The sequence below is a fragment of the Candidatus Palauibacter sp. genome, assembly GCF_965237495.1.
In the GTDB taxonomy this organism is placed as follows: Bacteria; Gemmatimonadota; Gemmatimonadetes; order Palauibacterales; family Palauibacteraceae; genus Palauibacter.
Map to the genome: position 1 here is coordinate 3,005,110 of NZ_OZ250143.1, position 16,132 is coordinate 3,021,241.

The 16,132-nt window shown below is 68.3% G+C and carries 11 protein-coding genes and 1 pseudogene; 5 read left to right on the plus strand and 7 right to left on the minus strand.

Going from position 1 to position 16,132, the window contains the following annotated elements; translation table 11 throughout:
- Positions 1 to 86: 86 nt before the first annotated feature.
- Both ACPXY0_RS13110 and ACPXY0_RS13115 read left to right on the plus strand, forming a co-directional pair.
- On the plus strand, positions 87 to 1,283 hold the full coding sequence (locus ACPXY0_RS13110; protein WP_423925254.1) for a hypothetical protein: 1,197 nt from the start codon (positions 87 to 89) through the stop codon (positions 1,281 to 1,283).
- A 199-nt stretch (positions 1,284 to 1,482) separates the two neighbouring features.
- A pseudogene (locus ACPXY0_RS13115) lies at positions 1,483 to 2,614 on the plus strand (IS3 family transposase).
- 1,453 nt (positions 2,615 to 4,067) lie between these two features.
- On the opposite strand, the gene ACPXY0_RS13120 reads toward ACPXY0_RS13115, so the two are convergent.
- Positions 4,068 to 5,225 carry an outer membrane protein gene (locus ACPXY0_RS13120; protein ID WP_423925256.1) on the minus strand — a complete coding sequence of 386 codons (1,158 nt, stop codon included), beginning with the start codon at positions 5,223 to 5,225 and terminating at the stop codon, positions 4,068 to 4,070.
- 214 nt (positions 5,226 to 5,439) lie between these two features.
- On the opposite strand from ACPXY0_RS13120, the gene ACPXY0_RS13125 reads away from it, so the two are divergent.
- The 3 genes from ACPXY0_RS13125 (at position 5,440) to ACPXY0_RS13135 (ending at position 8,241) form a co-directional block, all read left to right on the plus strand.
- Positions 5,440 to 6,792, plus strand: a complete 1,353-nt coding sequence (locus tag ACPXY0_RS13125; protein ID WP_423925259.1) for an IS1380 family transposase — start codon at positions 5,440 to 5,442, stop codon at positions 6,790 to 6,792.
- Positions 6,793 to 7,382: 590 nt separating this feature from the next.
- Positions 7,383 to 7,706 (plus strand): hypothetical protein, encoded by a 324-nt coding sequence (locus ACPXY0_RS13130; protein WP_423925261.1) that lies wholly within the window; start codon positions 7,383 to 7,385, stop codon positions 7,704 to 7,706.
- A gap of 160 nt (positions 7,707 to 7,866) precedes the next feature.
- Positions 7,867 to 8,241 (plus strand): hypothetical protein, encoded by a 375-nt coding sequence (locus ACPXY0_RS13135; RefSeq protein WP_423925263.1) that lies wholly within the window; start codon positions 7,867 to 7,869, stop codon positions 8,239 to 8,241.
- 300 nt (positions 8,242 to 8,541) lie between these two features.
- Here the strand turns inward: ACPXY0_RS13135 and ACPXY0_RS13140 are convergent, their stop codons facing one another.
- The 6 genes from ACPXY0_RS13140 to ACPXY0_RS13165 form a co-directional block, all read right to left on the minus strand.
- A complete protein-coding gene (locus tag ACPXY0_RS13140) occupies positions 8,542 to 9,255 on the minus strand; it encodes an Arm DNA-binding domain-containing protein (RefSeq protein ID WP_423925265.1) in 714 nt (237 codons plus the stop codon).
- Positions 9,256 to 9,454: 199 nt separating this feature from the next.
- The gene (locus ACPXY0_RS13145) at positions 9,455 to 10,621 is read right to left on the minus strand and encodes an NAD(P)/FAD-dependent oxidoreductase (RefSeq protein ID WP_423925267.1); all 1,167 of its coding nucleotides are present in this window, start codon (positions 10,619 to 10,621) and stop codon (positions 9,455 to 9,457) included.
- Entirely contained in the window at positions 10,618 to 12,390 is a 1,773-nt protein-coding gene (locus ACPXY0_RS13150) for a hydantoinase B/oxoprolinase family protein (RefSeq protein ID WP_423925269.1), read from the minus strand. The genes ACPXY0_RS13145 and ACPXY0_RS13150 overlap by 4 nt, the downstream gene beginning before the upstream one ends.
- Positions 12,377 to 13,810, minus strand: a complete 1,434-nt coding sequence (locus ACPXY0_RS13155; RefSeq protein WP_423925271.1) for a sodium:solute symporter family protein — start codon at positions 13,808 to 13,810, stop codon at positions 12,377 to 12,379. Before ACPXY0_RS13155 ends, ACPXY0_RS13150 begins: the two co-directional genes overlap by 14 nt.
- A gap of 15 nt (positions 13,811 to 13,825) precedes the next feature.
- Positions 13,826 to 13,948 carry a hypothetical protein gene (locus ACPXY0_RS13160; protein ID WP_423925273.1) on the minus strand — a complete coding sequence of 41 codons (123 nt, stop codon included), beginning with the start codon at positions 13,946 to 13,948 and terminating at the stop codon, positions 13,826 to 13,828.
- Entirely contained in the window at positions 13,945 to 16,056 is a 2,112-nt protein-coding gene (locus ACPXY0_RS13165; RefSeq protein ID WP_423925275.1) for a hydantoinase/oxoprolinase family protein, read from the minus strand. Before ACPXY0_RS13165 ends, ACPXY0_RS13160 begins: the two co-directional genes overlap by 4 nt.
- Positions 16,057 to 16,132: the final 76 nt, after the last annotated feature.

Below are 16,132 nucleotides of genomic sequence, written 5' to 3' on the forward strand. Positions count from 1 at the left end.
CCTCCTCGCCAACGGGGAGTGAGGGGTTACACTGGAGACGCCGCAGTCCAGGGGCAACGATGGATGACATCCGGCGGGAGACGAGCATGCGGAAAGCGACCGGGCACACGGGAATGACGAGAACTTGCGGGTTCAGCGCGGTGCCGGGGCGGGGGTCCACCGCGGCGTGCGGAATCGCGGGAGCCGCCTGGGTCCTCCTGTCCGCGTGTTCAGGCCCCGGCGCTGGCGGGGACGCCGCGGCCGGCGCATCGCCCGACGGGGGCGCTCCTTCGTTCGCGGTCGATCCCGGCTGGCCGCGCGAGATGCCCGACCTCTGGATCATGGGATCCGTCACGGGCGTCTTCGTGGACCCGCGCGATCACGTGTGGGTCACGCACTTGCCCGAGACACTGACACCGGAAGAGATCTCCGCGGTCCAGGACCCGGCGATCGGGACCTGCTGCGTGCCGGCCCCCGTGGTCGTCGAGTTCGATCCCGAGGGCAACGTGGTTCAGGGCTGGGGCGACCCCGCCACGCAGGACGTGTCCGAGTTCCCGCGAAACGCGCACGGCATCTTCGTCGGCCATAGCGACTACGTGTGGGTGGGCACGTACCGGCACCATCGCGTGATGAAGTTCACGCGATCCGGCGACCTCGTCATGACGATCGGCCGCTACGACGAGAACGGGGGCAGCGACGACACGGAACTTCTGGGCGGCCCCGCCGGAATCTGGGTCGACCCGGAGGACAACGAGGTCTTCATCGCGGACGGATACCGAAACCGCCGCGTCGTCGTCTTCGATGGCGAGACGGGAGCCTATCTGCGCCACTGGGGCGCCTACGGCGAGCCGCCGGACGACGAGTACCAATACGACTACGCCAACCTCGACCCGGACCGCTCGCCGCCACGCCAGTTCTCTACCGTCCACGGTCTCGCCGGATCGAACGACGGCCTCATCTACGTCGCCGACCGCCGCGGGAACCGGATTCATGTGTTCGACCAGAGCGGCGCGTTCCAGGCCGAGAAGATCGTGGCCCCGGGAACCCTGGCCTCGGGCTCCGCTTTCGTGATCGCGTTCTCACCCGACGCGGAGCAGCGCTGGCTTTACCTGGCCGACGGCACCAACCACAAGGTGTGGATCCTGCGCCGCACCGACCTCGAGATCGTGGGCGAGTTCGGCCGCGGCGGGCGCCAGCTTGGCCAGTTCCTGCGCCCGCACGGGATGAGCGTCGACTCCCGCGGCAACATCTACGTGGGCGAAGCCTCCACCGGGCGGCGGGTGCAGCGTTTCATCGCCCGCTGATGCCGTTGGGGACCCATGGTGTCCCTTAGCGGATCCGCAAGGTTGTGCCGCGAGGATACGTGTGCGCTTGGGGCCGTGGCGCCGCTTCCTCGTCGAACAAGCCGGGCAATGTTGCTTGCGGCGGCGGCTTACTGAGGTGGTCCCAGTTTTTTGGACAGGTCGTTAAGGTGGATTCCAGGACGGAACAGGAGGCACCGAGATGGCCAGAAGGAGACGGCGGTTCACGACGGAGTTCAAGGCGCGCGTGGCGCTGGAGGCGCTGCGGGAGCACGACAGCGTACGGGCGATCGCCGCGCGGCACGAGCTTCATCCGAACCAGGTGACCACATGGAAGCGGCAGCTGCTCGAAGGGCTGCCGGAGGTGTTCGCCGGGGGCGCGGGCCGCAAGCTCGCCAAGGAGCACGAGGCGAGGGTCCGGGAACTGCACGCGAAGATCGGGGAGCTCACGGTCGAGCGGGATTTTTTTCGGCGCGGGCTCAAGCGCTGAGCCGGGCGGAGCGGGTGCGGATGATCGAGCGGGACGGGCCTCTGAGTCTTTCAAGGCAGTGTGCGCTGCTGGGCGTGAGCCGGTCGTCGCGGTACTACCGGCCGAAGGGGGAGAGCGCCGAGGACCTGGCGCTCATGCGGCGCATGGACGAACTGCACATGGCGTATCCGTTCCACGGGAGTCGGCAGCTGGTGCGGCATCTCCGCCGCGAGGGCGTTGCCGCGGGCCGGCACCGGATCCGGCGGCTCATGCGCCTGATGGGGATGGAGGCGACCTACCGGCGGCCGCGCACGAGCGTGGCGAGTCCGGAGCACCGGGTCTTCCCCTATCTGCTGCGCGGCCTCGCGATCTCTCGCGCGGACCACGTGTGGTGTGCGGACATCACCTATGTCCCCGTGACGCAAGGCTTTTTCTACCTGATGGCCGTGATGGACTGGGCGACCCGGCACGTGCTCGCGTGGCGGCTGTCGAACACGATGGACGCGTCGTTCTGCGTGGAAGCCATGGACGACGCCCTGGGCTGGACGGCTCCGGAGATCCTGAACACGGACAGTGAGTGTTTAAGAGCCGGTTCCCTTCGGGTGGTCTGACTCAAACACTGATAGACGCTTCTGGAGGTCTATGCAGGGACGGCCGGGGCCGATTCCTCGACAACATCTTCATCGAGCGGCTGTGGCGGTCGCTGAAGTACGAGGCCGTGTATCTCCACGAGCTTCGCGACGGCTTGGACGCCGAACGTATCATCGGCTCGTGGATCGACTTCTACAACGAGGTGCGCCCGCATTCGTCCCTTGACGGGCGGACGCCGGGCGATGCCTACCGCAACGGCACGGGGGCAGTGTGAACGCTGGATCTCCGTACATGCCGAGGCACGTCCTCGTCAAGCAGCGGGACGGAAGAGAAGCGGGCGTTCCTCCCATCCTGCACGCCTCTCTCCGTCCGCTGCCAAGCCCCGCTCGCCGGTCGGGTTCCCCTCCCGGCGAGCGGGGCCCATTTTGGAACCTGTCCTCGCCCGGCCGGGGGAGGATCGCCGGGTGGAAGACCCACCCCGCGAGAACACACAGCAAATGCTCCCGAGGGCTCTCACAACCACTCGGAATCCACCTTAACTTTGCCCTCGGACTGTCCAACGAAGTAGGACCACCTCAGACACCTCCACCCGCACGTCGCCGAAATCTCGACCGACGGCGACTTCAAAAGCAGTACCGAGATCCGGGGGAAGGTTGTAAAACCAGCGATAGCCCTCCGGCATGCCGCTGCAACGAAAATTCGGGTAACAGATATTGTCCCGGTTATGGCCCGCCTGCTTCATCACGGGATTCCAGTTCGTCCCGCCGCTCGCGCTCACGTACCACCCGTAAGACCCCGGCTGTTGACCCGCACCTTGTTCCGCTCGGCCGAGCAGGGTGCAGATCGCAAGCGTGGCTCCGAAGGCGTGTAACTGCCAGGACAAAGGCATTTGAGTCACCTCCAGTTGAGTCCGATGGCCTTCATTTGAGGATACCGCCTCCCAAGGACCCCGATCAACGGATCCCACACTATCGAGCCGGTAACGGGAGATTCCAATCGCCCCACGCGGGGGTAGCCCAGGAAATGGCCCGCCTCCGCGTGGCAGATTCATGGGGACGAGCACATGGCTCATCCCCACCACGGCGGCTGCCCTGGCAAGGCCGAGCTGGTCTTGGCTCCTCCCGTAGCAACGGGGAGCCAAAGCTTCCGCCGTGAAGCGGTGGAGTAGAAGGCGGCCTCATTCTGCCTTGTCACGGCTTCGCTTGAAGTCCATCGGAGACTGATAGTCGATTGGAGCTGGCGCGAGTGGCAAGTCCAAGAGGGCCGTGGCGCAATCGGCGGAGGCGCGTAGCACCTTCTGGGCTTGATCCAGTTTCGTGGACGGTTTAACTCGGCTGCCAGCCGAGCCGAGCGTCGAGTGTCGGCACTGCTGTCTTAATCGCCATCGTCGGCTCAGGTTCGACGAACGTGCGCATTTGACGATCCCCGGGCCGCCGAGCTCGCCAGCTAAGTAGGCTGCCCAGTCCGCTGGTGAATCTGTCCTGAGTTACTTAAATAATTGAAGTTATATTATATATCCAAGGTATTAGTCACCCTTTCGATCACCCTTTGCGAAAGGGGACCCGGAATCCTTGCCGCAGCGTTTGGCCGCCACCATCCTCAATCCTCTGGAGGCCGACGTGCCCCACGCCCCAAGGGGCCGTCGCTGACCCGAAGCGACGTGGAACAGAAACGACACGAGCATCTGGCGCCTTCGCTAGGGGTCGAGAATACCCTTACGGCTTCGACTACGACACGGTGAGGGGTGGAGTCGTTCTCTCGCCCTCCCCTTTGCCCTGAATCCTTGGACCACTACCGATTCCACTCGGACCCCGCACCCAGCGCGTCGGGCTGAAAGGTGCCCTTCCGGCTCGCCACACACGACCCGGAAACGCGCGGAGACGACCACCGCAGGCCCATGTGAGCGAGCAGACGGCAGCCGCTCGATCCGACGGCCCGGGATCCGTCAGAAGTAGTACTTCAGGCCGACCCGTTACCGCCAGGTAGCTGATGCCCTCGAATCGCTGCGTGGTGTCGAATGGGGTGACGCCGTCCGCCTGCACGGGCGCATGGCTGCGGATAAGATCCCAGGTCGCCTCGTCGGTGATATGGCCGAATTGGGCCCAGCGCCCCGTCACGCCGACCGAGGTGTGCTCGGTCAGCGCGTAGTCGGCGCCGGCGAGCACCTGGAACCCAAACGCTTCTTGACGCACCGTCGTATCGAGGGAGCTGAGGGTGCCCGCCGCGGCGCGCTTGGCGGCGTCCGGCCAGTCCGGCTCAAAGTCGATGCGCAGGTACTCGACGTCCGGCTTCCGGATGAACTGGTTGGCATAGTTCAGGGTGGTGATGGCCACGCCGAGGCCGCCGCCGACGTACGGCGTCCAGGGCGACTCGTTCGGAAAGTCGTAGTACGCGTTGGCGAAGATCTGGTGGGCGGCGTAGTCACGGATCCACTCGCGCGGCGGCTGATCGTCGCTCCACTCGGTGTCCTTGCCCTGGAGCACCACGTCCGTGGTGGCCCCGACCGCCGCGGTGGCGGGCCCCTGGGACCGGGTGAGATACTCCACCTCGACGCGCACCCGGTCGGCCCGGTAGCCGAACAGGAGGCCGCTCACGACCCCGCCCCCCGGGTTGAACGCGTTGTTCAGGATGGCCGTCGGCGTGCTGGCGCGGCACGCCTCGTCGCTGGCCGGCGGGCTGGTCGATGCCGGATAGAGGAGCCGGTCGCACCGCGTCGGGTGGTTGACCCCGGTGACGACCGAGGTGAGGGTGGACGCGTTCGCCCTCCCCACCTGGAGGCCGACATAGAAGCCGTCCTGGTCGGTCTGGCCGCGCGCGGGCGAGCACCCAGGAGCCAGCGAGGAGTTTACGCCTGGTGTCGCGCTTCCGTTCCCTGGTTGATTCAATATGCCAGCCCTCCTCCTGTTACCTCACAGATTATTCTTCAACCCGGATCCTGCGATCGTGGGCGCGGGGCTCGTCCGGGAGGGCGGCCGTAGCCGGGCCGTGGAGGCCTTGACGATAGTGAGATCATAGTTTCGGACTATGGAAAAGCACCGCCCGGGGCCCTACGTTCAGAGGGACTGAACAAGAGTTCACCCCGGAACGGAGGACACCCGAATGGTGCGTGGAAACGACTATACCGGACCGCGCCCGCACGTGCAAGGATCGGCGGCCGCGCTGAGGGTCCGCGGGGGCGGCGGGCGGATCACCGACGCGGGCGGCCTCGTCGTGGTTCGGAAGCTGTGGGACGCGCTGGGGCTGGGCGGCTGGATCGACCGGCGGAGCGGGAACGTCCCCGGCCGCTACCGGCCATCGCTCATGGTCGAGTCGTGGGTGGTGCTGCTCCTGTACGGCGGCGGGGTGATGGACGACCCGCCGCTTCTGGAGCGGCGGGGCGTGCGCCGCATCTTCGGCTGGGCGCGGGTGCCGCACCCGGCCACGTTCGGGCGCTGGTTGCGGGGTTCGGCGGCCGTGCTGTCGCCGCTTCTGGACGAGCTGTTGTGGCGGATGGTGCGGCGGCGCTGGGAGCTGGCCGGCGGGGCGCCCCGGTCGGCGACGATCGTCATGGATTCGACCGTCGTGGTGCGCTACGGACTGAAGCAGGCGGGGGCGGAGCGGGGCTACAACCCGAAGAAGCCGGGCCGTCCCTCGCACCACCCCCTTCTGGCCTACGTCCTGGAGACGGGCGACTGCCTCGGGGTGCGCTGGCGGCCGGGGGGCGCGCACACGGCCCGGGGGGCGGAGGCGTGGCTGGCCGGGCTGGTGGCCCGCCTGAGGGGGGCGGGGGTGCGGCGGATCACCGTGCGGCTGGACAAGGGGTTCTTCTCCAAGTCCATCGCGCGGCGCATGGAGGAGCTCGGCGTGTCCTATCTGCTCAAGGTGCCGCGGCACGCCTGGCTCGACGGCTTCCGGGGCGCCTGGGAGACCGCCGCCCGGGACGAGGCCGGGGACCGGGAGCTGAGGACGGCCTCCGGCGAGCTGTGGGGGACCAGGCTTCTCTCGGTCGAGAGGCGGAGACGGGTCGGGCCGGACGAGGGAGAACTCGATCTCGCGGCGTGGGAGACCACGATGAGCGCCGACGTTCTGACCAACATCGGGAGCATCGGCCCCGTCGAGGCGTGGCGCGCCTACAACGCGGGCGCGGTCGTCGAGCAGCGGATCGAGGAGTTGGGCCAGCTCTCGGCCGGCCGCACCGCGGTGGACGACCTCGGCGGCAACGCCCTGCCGTGGAGCCTCGCCGTGCTCGCCCACCAACTCCTCCACATCCCGCGCGCGAACTTCCTCGGCGGCCGCTGGCGCGCCGTGCAGCCGCGCGGCATCCGGCTGCGCCTGCTGCGCGCCCCCGCCAGGATAACCTCCCACGCCCGCCGAACCTCGCTCGGGTTCGCGCGCGCCGACCCGGCCCTCGGCCTCCCGCGGCGGGCGCTCCGAACCATCGCCACGGGGCTCGCGCCGCCCGCACCCGCCTGACCGGTCCCGGCCCCGGCCTTCCGAAGCCGCCGCGCGGCGGCGCCCACTCCCCGTGTCTCCGCGAGCCGTTCGGGACCCCTCCCGAGCCCCGCCGGCCCTCCGCCGCGGCCCGGTCCGGCCCCGAAAACGCCACCGCCCGCGCCAAGTCGCCACAACCGCCGGTCATAATCGCCCTCAGGCCGCCCGACTATGCGCCAACGCAGGATCCGGGTTCAACTTATAACTAATCGCATGCGCTGCCACCACACCCCCTTTCTTTGCCTCCCGATGATACCCTCTCCGCCACATCCCACAGTTGGGGAGGCATCGTCGTGAACCCAGAGGCGACCGTCCGCCCATGGCGTCCAGAACCCTGCCCAGGGCGCGCCAGGTTACGGTAGCGAAGGCGAACTGGTCCGGTCCGGCTGCCCGCCGTGGTACTTCCTCGGGTAGCACTATGGACGCAGCTTCTTCCGCTTCGGAGGACCGCGGGCTCACTGCTGCCGTGGGGCAAGCAGCATGCGCTGATCGTGGCGCTGGGCTACTCGCGGCGGATGTGGCAACACGCTCGACGAGCGCCCGGCGATGCCGGTTGGGATACGGCGCCTGAAGTGTCGCGCACCGATGTCGGCGGCGTGCCGTCGGAGTTCCGGTTCGACCAGATGCAGGCCATCATCACCGGCGACTGGCGCGACGAGGGCGGACGACTGCTCGAGAACCTGGAGTTCCTTGCGTCTCCGCCGCTCACGCTTCTGGCCGGGCGTGCCGCCCGTACCGGGCCCAGACGAAGGACAGGGTCGAGCGGCCCGTCCGCGGATGCCCGCCATTTGACGCCATTATCCCGCTATTTCAGTCCGGCAGAACCAGATATGGCCCAACGGCAAGAACGGCAGATCGTGCAGTCCCAGTTGAACTTAGACGATTTCTTGCCGTGATTCAGGCTTCACGTGCTCTGCCCACGCAATGTTGAACATTGCGATCTGGCGAGGGGATGCTGCGCCCCCCTTCGAACCCCCGGCTTCCCGCGCTCATGACTGAGCGCCGAACCGTCATGGTCGCTGCTCGCCATCGCCCGCTTCGACGGAGACGGCGGCGATGCACATTAAGTGCTTGCCGCGCGGCAGGGGCTCGGCCCGGACGGCGGTCGACTATCTCGTCGGCGAGCGGGACGCCGAGGGGCACAGGCGCGAGGGCGTTGAAGTCCTCCGCGGGAACCCGGACATGGTGGCCGCCGTCGCCGACTGGCTGGAGTTCGAGCGCAAGTACACGTCCGTCGTGATCGCGTGGGCGCCGGACGACCGGCCGACCGACGCGCAGATCGAAGCCGTCCTCGGCGAGTTCGAGAAGACGGCGTGGGCGGGATTGGAGCCGGACCGCTACTCGTGGACGGCGGTCCTGCACCGCGAGCGCGGCGGCGGCGTCCACGCGCACGTCCTCGCCGCGCAGTGCGACCTGGAGACGGGCCCGTAGCCTGAACATCGCGCCGCCCGGCTGGCAGAGGACGTTCGACCCGCTGCGCGACGCCTTCAACCACGAGCACGGCTGGAGCCGCCCGGACGACCCGGCGCGGGCCAGGGTGCAGCGGCCGGGCCATCGCGCCTACATCGAGGCGTCAAAGCTGCGGGCCGGACTCGAGCACCGAGCCGACCCGCGCGAACTGATCCGCGACTACCTGGTGCAGCGCGTCGAGCACGGCGCGGTGCAGAGCCGCGCGGACGTGGTCTCCGCCCTGGAGGACATCGGCTTGGAGGTGCCGCGCCAGGGCAAGAACTACGTGACCGCCTGCGACCCGGACACCGGAAAGCGGTGGCGGCTGAGAGGAGCGCTGTACGAGCATGACTTCCAGCCCGAACGACTTGACTTCCCGGCTGCGACATCGGCTGGAGGCCGACCGCCAGCAGATCGAAGAGACGGCCGCGCGTGCGCGGTGCCCTTCGTAGGTTTCTTGAACAGATGCACGTACCGCGCCGTCCGCCCCTTCGTGTGCCAGAGGGGGGTCAGGATCTCCAGCACATCGGCGCTCGTCACCTCGGAGACCGGCACGCCCCCGATGCGCGGGAAGGCGTGGAGTTCCAGACTACGAAACCAGTGCCTCGGGTGCGTCGAACTGCGCCACCCGGCCCGCTTCTGCTCCGCCACCCGCTGAGCGGCTTCGGCGAACGTGGGTATGCCAACGGAACGCCGTTTCTCGGCCAGCGGGTCGCCGCCCGCGCGGGCGAGCTTGCGGTTGGCCAGCGCCTGCTCGCGGGCCTCGGCGAGCGAGACCAGGGCGACGCTGCCGAGTCCGAGCTCGGGCTTGCGGCCCCGGATCACGAGCCGCTGAATCCAGCTTCGCGTTCCGGTGCGCTGCACGTAGAGGTACAAGCCGTTGCCGTCGCAATGTCCGCCGGGCGGCGCCGAGCGCACGAAGGCGGCCGAGAGCGCCTTGTGTGGATGGCGGCCCTTGGGCTTAGTTTTTCGGCGCACGGCGGGTGGAGTGGTCACATTATCCATTCCCCAATCGTAGCAGTGGATTACAAGAGGCGGGGCCGGCGGGTCGAGATGCGGGATATCCTCCGTAACGCGTTGCAATTAAAGGATGTTATGAACCTATGTGGAACTCCATGAACAACGGTGGATCCCATATGTCTGTTTAGACTCCCGCAGTCGACATTACCGCTGTTTCTCAAGCACGAATCAACAATCAACCGCGGTTCCCTTCGCCCCACGCGGAGGTGAGCGGCTCCCCGTCGATGAACCGGCCCGGCCGGAAGGGTGAAAGGTCGATCTCCGGCGTCTCGCCGCAGATGACATCGGCCAGCGCTTCGCCGATTGGCGGTCCCAGCTTGAATCCGTGGCCGCTGCCGCCAAGAAAGGCGTAGTAGCCCTCGATGCCCGGCTCCGGGCCCACGATGGGGTGCCAGTCGTCCGTGATCGTGTAGATCGAGGCGTAGCCTCCGAGGTGTCGCGCGTTCGCCAGCGCGGGAATCCGCTCGAACAGCGGGCGCTCGATGCGCTCGCGCAGCCCCGGATCGAGGCCTGAATCGCAGTCGTCGGGATCCACCGGCTCGATGTCCTTGGGCGCCCCCAGTCCGACGATGATTCGATCTTCGCCGCAGGGTCGCAGGTAGAAGCGCAGGCCCGGATCGGACACCACGGGGAGATCTCCGAAGCCAGCCGGCATTTCCACGAACAGATCGCTCTCCCGGCTCCAGCGCAGCGAGTACCTGAGACCAAGCCACGAGCCGACGCGACCGGCCCAGGGGCCCGCAGCGTTCACCACGACGTTCGTCTCGATCGTCCCGTCCCGGGTCTTGACCGCGACGACCCGGCCCCCTCGCAGGCGGACGCCCGTGGCCGCGACGCCGGAGCGGAGCTCGAGTCCCCACGGGCGAGCCGCGGCCACGAGGTTCTCCGTTGTCCGGGTCGGGTCGGCGTAGCCCGATCGAGGCTCGAGGATGCAGCGTACCACACCGTGCAAGGAGATTTGGGGCGCGAACTCGCCGATGTCTTCCGGTGAGAGATCCTCGATGTCGAGACCGTGCCGCCGCTCCGATCGGAGAATGTGCTCCCCGGCACCGCGCAGGCCCTCGCCGATCAGGAGCAGGAAGCCGATGGGGTGAAACCCGCAGTCGCCGCCAAGCAGTTCCCGATCGTTCTCGAACATGTGAAGGGCTCGCTTCGCCAGCTTGAGGGTGGTCGGGTTCGAGTAGTACGTGCGGATGATCGCGGCGGAATGCCCCGTGCTCACGCCCGCCAGACGCCCCCTCTCGAGCAGGACGACGCGGCCGAATCCCTTCCGTGCGAGAAAGTGCGCGGCGCTCGCCCCCATGATCCCGCCCCCGATGACGACAGCATCGGCGGTCTTCATCCGCGGGGTCGTCCGCGCAGCCTCTCCGTCCCGGCCACGTCAACGGCCCGCGCGTCCGGCTGGATCTCCACGCCGTAGGCTTCCCTGGCCCGGGCCCGGGAGATCTTGCCCTCCCGCACATCCCGGAGCACGACCTCCGGATCCCGTTCGTGCGCCGGCCCGAACCCGCCCCCGCCCGCGGTCTCGATGCGCACGCGGTCTCCCCTCGCAAGCTGCACGGTCGCTTTCGAGCCGAGATCCCGCGTTTCCCCGGCCGAGATCAACAGATACCGCGCGAGCCGCCCCTCGCCGCCACCGTGCAGGCCGTGGGCCGGGAACCGGGCCCGGTCGGCCAGCGTCGTGAACGTCGGCTCGTGCCCCACGAATTCATACTCGCGGCACAGCGCGAGACCGCCCCGGTACCGGCCCGCTCCCTCCGAGTCGGGGACCAGGCTGTACTCGTGGATGCGAACCGGATAGTTGAGTTCCGTCTCCTCGATCGGCGCGTTCTGCGTGTTCTGGATGTGCGTCTGGACCGCGTCCGGGCCGTCGGAGTCGTGGCGTCCGCCGTATCCGCCGGCGAGCGTCTCGAGGAAGCAGTAGTACTCTCCGCTCTCGGGATCCTGACCGCCGAACCCCACGTGGCAGATCATCCCTTTCGTGCCGGCCGGCACCCGTTCCGGCAGGGGCCCCGCCAGCGCCAGGAACATCACGTCGCAGATCCGCATCGCCACTTCCCACCCGCCGACCACCCCGGCGGGTGGCTTCACGTTGACCGCCGATCCCTCGGGCGCGACCACCTCGATCGGGCGATAGAACCCCTCGTTCAGCGGGATGTCGGGGTCGACCAGACACTTCAGCACGTAGACGCAGGCCGTGAAGCACTGCGTGAGGTTGCAGTTCATCGGGGCGGCGCGCTGCGCGTCCGTGCCCGTGAAGTCGAACCGGGCGGACGAACCATCGAACCGGATCCGGACCTTGAGGTGAACGGGCTCGCCGGTGATTCCGTCGTCGTCGAGCCACCCCTCCGCCGCGAACTCGCCGCGCGGGAGGCCCGCCAACTCGGCGCGAAGCCGCTGCTCGCTGTACGCGATCATGCGCTCGATGTAGACGCGCAGGGTCTCCGCGCCGTAGCGCTTCCACAGCGCGCACAGCCGTCGCAACCCGATTTCGTTCGCGGCGGACTGCGCTCTCAGGTCGCCCGCCACCTCCTTCTTCGCGCGCACGTTGGCGAGGAAGAGCTTGTGCACGTCTTCCGCGAGTTCGCCGCCGATGAACAGCCTGACGACGGGAAGGATGATCCCCTCCTGGTAGATCTCGCGGAACGCTCCGATGCTGGCTGGCGCGCCGCCCCCCACGTCGACGTGGTGACAGCAGTTGGCCACGTAGCCGACCAGTTCGCCCTCGTGGAAGAAGGGGGAGATGAGGAAGACATCGTTGAGATGGCTCGCCTGGCGGTGCGGATCGTTGACCAGCAGGGCGTCGCCCGGACCGAGCGTCGCGCCTCCGTGTTCGTCCGCGTACTCCGCCACCGCGCGGGGGACGAGCCGACCGATCGTCACCAGGTGCGCGGGCTGGCAGAACGCCTGCGCCACCATGCGGCCGGCCGCGTCCACGAAGGCGCACGAATAGTCCAGCCGTGTCTTGATGTTGGTCGAATACGCCGTCCGCTGCAGCGTGACGGACATCTCCTCCGTCGCCTCGACCAGCGCGTTCCGGATGACCTCGAACAGCACCGGATCCACCGTCCGGCCTTCACGCGGCGGCATGTCGACCTCACGTGGCGGCACGTCGACCTCCGGCTCGAGTCTCGAGACGCGTTCCAACCCACAGGATGAGGATGGTAAGAGGCAATCCGACCAGGATCGGATCCAGCTCCCAGATGATGACGACCGCTCCCACCTCGCGAATCGCTCCGAACGTCTGCCAGCCGGCCTGGACTCCGCTGCCGATGAGCATCGCCGCCATGACGGTCCGGGGGGCCTCCCGGACGGATCTGAACAGGACGAGGCCGACCAGGGAGGGCGCGACCGAGGCTCCCATGATCCGTCCCCCGATCCAGAACAGCTCGATGAGGAGCGGCAGCGCCAGATAGAGGACCGCGGCCAGCGCGCCCACGATGAGGACGTTGATGCGGTACACCCACAGTTGCCTGGCGGCGCTCGCCGCGGGCGCGAAGAACCGCACGTACAGATCCAGCGTGAAGTTCGAGGCGATCGTGTTGATCGTGCTCGAGAGCGTGGACATGCTCGCCGCGAGCACGCAGACCACGACCAGGCTCGCCAGTTCGTCCCCCGCCGCTCCGAACGCGAGCGTGACGAAGGCGTCCTCGGCCGCCATCTCCGGTCCGTAGATCGTGCGCGCGATGATGCCGGTGAGCGGCGGCGTCATGTACCAGATCGACGCCATGACCCCTCCGTACAGGAACCCCTTGCGCGCCACCGCCGCGCTCGAGGCGGCGAAGCCGCGCTGGATGAGCCCCTGGTACGCCCCGGTAATCGCCAGCCCGATGACGATCCAGGCGAGAACCTGGGTGACACCCGCCCGCCCGAAGGTGTCGAGCAGAGCAGGATCGAGGTCGGCCCTCAGCCCGCCGAGCCCTCCGGCCGCTGCGAGCCCCCCCACGAGCACCCCGATCGAACCGGCCAGGATGATGAAGAACTGGATCGCGTCCGTCGCCATCACCGCCCACATGCCGCCCAGAAACACGTACACCGACGTCACGCCGAGCCAGAGCAGGAGCGACTGGCCCACCGACATCCCGAGCACCGTCGTGGTCACGAGCGTCAGCGCCCCGATCGTTCCGGCGGTCACGCCCATGTCGCGCATAATGATGAGGACGAGCGACACGACGCGGTGGCGGGGCCCGAAGTAGCGGCCGAACAGTTCGGGTATGGTGATCACCCCCGTCCCCCACAGCCGGGGGATGATGAAGTACGCGATCCAGATCGTCCCCAGCATGAACGAGCCGCCGCTCCAGTAGGCGTCGAGGCCGAAGTCCGCCCCCAGCGCGGAGATCCCGATCAGCGTCGTCCCGTTGATCCACGTGGCCGCGACGGAGAACGCGATGAGCCACACGCCCGAGTTCCGCCCCGCCACCGCCATGTCCTCGACGGACCGCACCCGACGCCGAAACCAGACGCCGACACCCAGCATGAGGGCGAGGTACGCGCCGATGAACCACCACGAGAGCTGGACCCCGTCCATCATCACGTGATCCCCACCCTACCCTCGCAGCAGCCAGCCCCAGAGCCCGATGTAGCCGAGGCCCAGGAGCACCAGCAGAATAAGCGCGAGCCAGGGGTTGAACCGGGGGAGGCGGACCTCGTCCATCGGGTCCGGGCTCATGCCCGCGCTCCGGCGGCGATCAGGAGGTTCCCGAACTCGTCCACCGCCGCGCGGTACCCCGCGTGCACGAGCGTCGTGGAGTCGACCTCTTCGATGATCGCGGGTCCGACGACGGCATGACCCGCGCGCAGCCGCGACCGTTCGTAGAGCGCTGTCTCGATGAAACCGCCGGCATCGGCAAAGAACACACGTCTCGTTCCGGTCCGCGCGTCGGAGACGCTCGTCCCGTTCGACGCGATTCTCCGCAGCCTGGGTCGGGCCATCCTTCCGATGGCCGCGACCGTGAAGTTCACCAGCTCCACCGGCTGCTCCGGATATCCGTGTCCGTAGGCCCGCTCGTGCTCCCGGTGGAAGCTCCGCGCCGCGTCGGCCAGCGCCCGGGCGTCCAGCCCCTCGCTCGGACAGGTAACCGCCACCTCGGAGGACTGGCCGACATAGCGCATCTCGATCCCGCGCCGGAACTCCATGTTCTCGCGAGCCACGCCTTCGCGCTGCAGCGTCCGCCGGCCCTCTTCCTCCATTGGCTCGAAGAGCGACCCAACCCGCTCCGTGTCCGCGTCGGCGGCGGACATGACGCGCGTACGCGAAAACTCGTGTCGGAGGTCGGTGACGAGGAGGCCCAGGGCCGACGCCGTCCCCGGACTCGGGGGAACTACGAGCGACGGGATCCGCATCTCCTCGCACAGCCGGTTCGCGTGCAGGGGTCCGGCCCCGCCGAAGGCGACCATGGACAGCTCCCGCGGGTCGTTGCCGCGGCGCACCGTCACGAGCCGAAGGGCGTTGATCATGGTGGCGTTGGCGATTTCGATGATTCCGTGGGCGGCTGCGGTCAGGTCGAGTCCGAGCGGTCTCGCGCAGCGTTCGCGTATTCCCGCGGCCGCCGCGTGGAGGTCGAGCGCCATCTCGCCACCCAGGAAGTAGTCCGGGTTCAGACGGCCCAGCACGAGGTTGGCATCCGTGATCGTGGGCTCCGTCCCTCCCCTCCCGTAGCAGATGGGCCCCGGGTCGGCACCCGCGCTCCGGGGTCCCACGCGAAGCCCCCCGCCCGGGTCTACCCAGGCGAGGCTGCCTCCGCCCGCCCCCACCTCCACGAGGTCGATCACCGGCGTACGGATCGGATAGCCGGCGGCCCGGGTCATCCCCTGACCGGGCTGGGCCTGCGCCCCGACCTCGTATTCCTTCGTGACCCTGGGCCGCCCGTCGAGGATCAGGCCGGCCTTGGCCGTCGTCCCGCCCATGTCGAAGGAGATGAGATCGGCGCGGCCTAGCTGGCCCGCGATGAAGTTGGCGGCGACCACGCCCGCCGCGGGCCCGGACTCGACCATGAACACCGGCTTGCTCGTGGCCTGCGCCGCCGTCAGCACGCCGCCGTTGGACTGCATGACGAGCAGTTCGGCCTCCACGCCGACCCGGCCCAGCCCCTCCTCGATCCCGGCGAGATAGCGCGCCACGACGGGCACGATGCACGCGTTGATGACGCAAGTACTCGCCCGGAAGTACTCGCGGAACTCGGGACACACGCTCGATGAGAGCGAGATAAGGAGGTCGGGGTCTCCTTCCCGGAGGATCTCCCCCACGCGCGTCTCGTGTACCGGGTTCGCATAGCCATGCAGCAGACACACGGCGACTGACCGAACGCCCCTCTCCGCGAGCGCTCGCGAGATCCCGCGTACGGCGTCTTCATCGAGAGGCCGCAGCACGCCGCCCGCCGCGTCCAGTCTCTCCGGCACTTCCCAGCACAGGTCGCGCGGGACGAGCGGCCGGAGCTTCTCGAAGTGGACGTCATAGAGAGAGGGCCGGACCTGGCGGGCGATCTCGAGCATGTCCCCGAAGCCCTCAGTCGTGATGAAGGCGGTCCGGGGGGTCTTGCCCTCGATCAGCGAGTTCGTGGCGACGGTGGTCCCGTGCACGAGGTGGGAAATCGACCCGGGGGCGACCCCGCCCTTCGCGAGCACGCGTGACAGCGCCTCCATGAACCCGATAGCGGGATCGGCGGGCGTCGAGGGGACCTTGACGGTATCGATCCGAGCCGTCTCCCCACGGATGAGGACCGCATCCGTGAAGGTGCCGCCCACGTCTATGCCGAGGTGGAACTGGTTGCCCGTCATCGCGGCGTTCTCCCGGAGCGAGGTCGGTCCAACCTTCGACGCGGACGCTTTACCACACAAGACGGACGAAGGCTGG

Excerpts from the sequence above, each read along its gene's own strand:
- ACPXY0_RS13135 (WP_423925263.1), top strand. The coding sequence starts at position 7,867 with ATGCACATTAAGTGCTTGCCGCGCGGCAGGGGCTCGGCCCGGACGGCG.
- ACPXY0_RS13125 (WP_423925259.1), top strand. The coding sequence starts at position 5,440 with ATGGTGCGTGGAAACGACTATACCGGACCGCGCCCGCACGTGCAAGGA.
- ACPXY0_RS13160 (WP_423925273.1), bottom strand. The coding sequence starts at position 13,948 with ATGAGCCCGGACCCGATGGACGAGGTCCGCCTCCCCCGGTTCAACCCC.
- ACPXY0_RS13165 (WP_423925275.1), bottom strand. The coding sequence starts at position 16,056 with ATGACGGGCAACCAGTTCCACCTCGGCATAGACGTGGGCGGCACCTTC.
- ACPXY0_RS13110 (WP_423925254.1), top strand. The coding sequence starts at position 87 with ATGCGGAAAGCGACCGGGCACACGGGAATGACGAGAACTTGCGGGTTC.
- ACPXY0_RS13155 (WP_423925271.1), bottom strand. The coding sequence starts at position 13,810 with ATGATGGACGGGGTCCAGCTCTCGTGGTGGTTCATCGGCGCGTACCTC.
- ACPXY0_RS13145 (WP_423925267.1), bottom strand. The coding sequence starts at position 10,621 with ATGAAGACCGCCGATGCTGTCGTCATCGGGGGCGGGATCATGGGGGCG.